We start from the raw sequence: 738 nt of genomic DNA, 5'->3' as shown, positions 1-738 counted from the left end.
GAATATCGTGACCACCTTTGGCAACTCGCATTTTTATCCTGGCCATAAACACCTATTATATCCCAAAACATATAAAAACAAAATCTGAAGTATTATTATATTCAAATGAATATAATTTCCCTATATTTGCCAAAAGTATATCTAAATACATATAATGGATCGTTTGGCCGATTTCGTAAAACAGCGCAGGAAGGAGGTCAACCTCACTCAGGAAGAATTTGCCGAAAGAACCGGGGTTGCACTTACCGTTATTCGGAAGATTGAACAGGGCAAAACCAACCTGAATGTAGAAAAGGTCAATCAGGTGTTGGCCATGTTTGGCCATGAGTTAGGCCCGGTCAGCATGCAGAAATCTTTAAAAGGTTGTGATTTATGAGGCAGGCAATGATCTATTATCAGGACGATTTGGCCGGAATACTGTTCGAAACAGATGATGGAGAATATGAATTTGCCTACGACAAAGAATATGTGAAGAGTTTTCCGGAAAGGTTCCTGACTTTCACCATGCCGGTTTCAGAAAAAAAGGTATTGATCTAACCGACTTTTCCCTTTTTTGAAGGATTAATACCGGAAGGTTGGCTTTTGGAGATCGCTGCAAAAAACTGGAAAATAAACCAAAATGACAGGATGGGATTATTATTGGCCTGTTGCAGAAATTGCATCGGCGCTGTTAGTGTGGTACCAATTGAGAAAGAAAGATGAATAGCAACAATACCGACACTCTGCCTATATTGATTT

At 39.3% G+C, this 738-nt stretch carries 3 protein-coding genes; 2 read left to right on the top strand and 1 reads right to left on the bottom strand.

The genetic code is table 11. The features are described from left to right. The first annotated feature begins 154 nt into the window (after positions 1 to 154). Both B4W65_RS17105 and B4W65_RS17795 read left to right on the top strand, forming a co-directional pair. Positions 155 to 376, top strand: a complete 222-nt coding sequence (locus tag B4W65_RS17105) for a helix-turn-helix domain-containing protein (protein ID WP_088656371.1) — start codon at positions 155 to 157, stop codon at positions 374 to 376. Then, complete coding sequence (locus B4W65_RS17795; protein ID WP_205741328.1) at positions 373 to 537, top strand: HipA N-terminal domain-containing protein; 165 nt, start codon at positions 373 to 375, stop codon at positions 535 to 537. The genes B4W65_RS17105 and B4W65_RS17795 overlap by 4 nt, the downstream gene beginning before the upstream one ends. Here B4W65_RS17795 and B4W65_RS17790 read toward each other — a convergent pair. Then, a partial coding sequence (locus tag B4W65_RS17790; protein WP_449404142.1) for a hypothetical protein occupies positions 534 to 738 on the bottom strand: 205 nt, incomplete at its 5' end. The two genes, B4W65_RS17795 and B4W65_RS17790, sit on opposite strands and share 4 nt — an antisense overlap.

This window comes from Geofilum rhodophaeum, assembly GCF_002210225.1.
Taxonomy (GTDB): domain Bacteria; phylum Bacteroidota; class Bacteroidia; order Bacteroidales; family Marinilabiliaceae; genus Geofilum; species Geofilum rhodophaeum.
The sequence above is the reverse complement of the archived record's forward strand: the minus strand, read 5'-3'. Positions and strand labels throughout refer to the sequence as shown.

What these genes read in the sequence shown, in the direction of transcription:
- B4W65_RS17105 (WP_088656371.1), top strand. Translation starts at nt 155, where the DNA reads ATGGATCGTTTGGCCGATTTCGTAAAACAGCGCAGGAAGGAGGTCAAC.
- B4W65_RS17795 (WP_205741328.1), top strand. Translation starts at nt 373, where the DNA reads ATGAGGCAGGCAATGATCTATTATCAGGACGATTTGGCCGGAATACTG.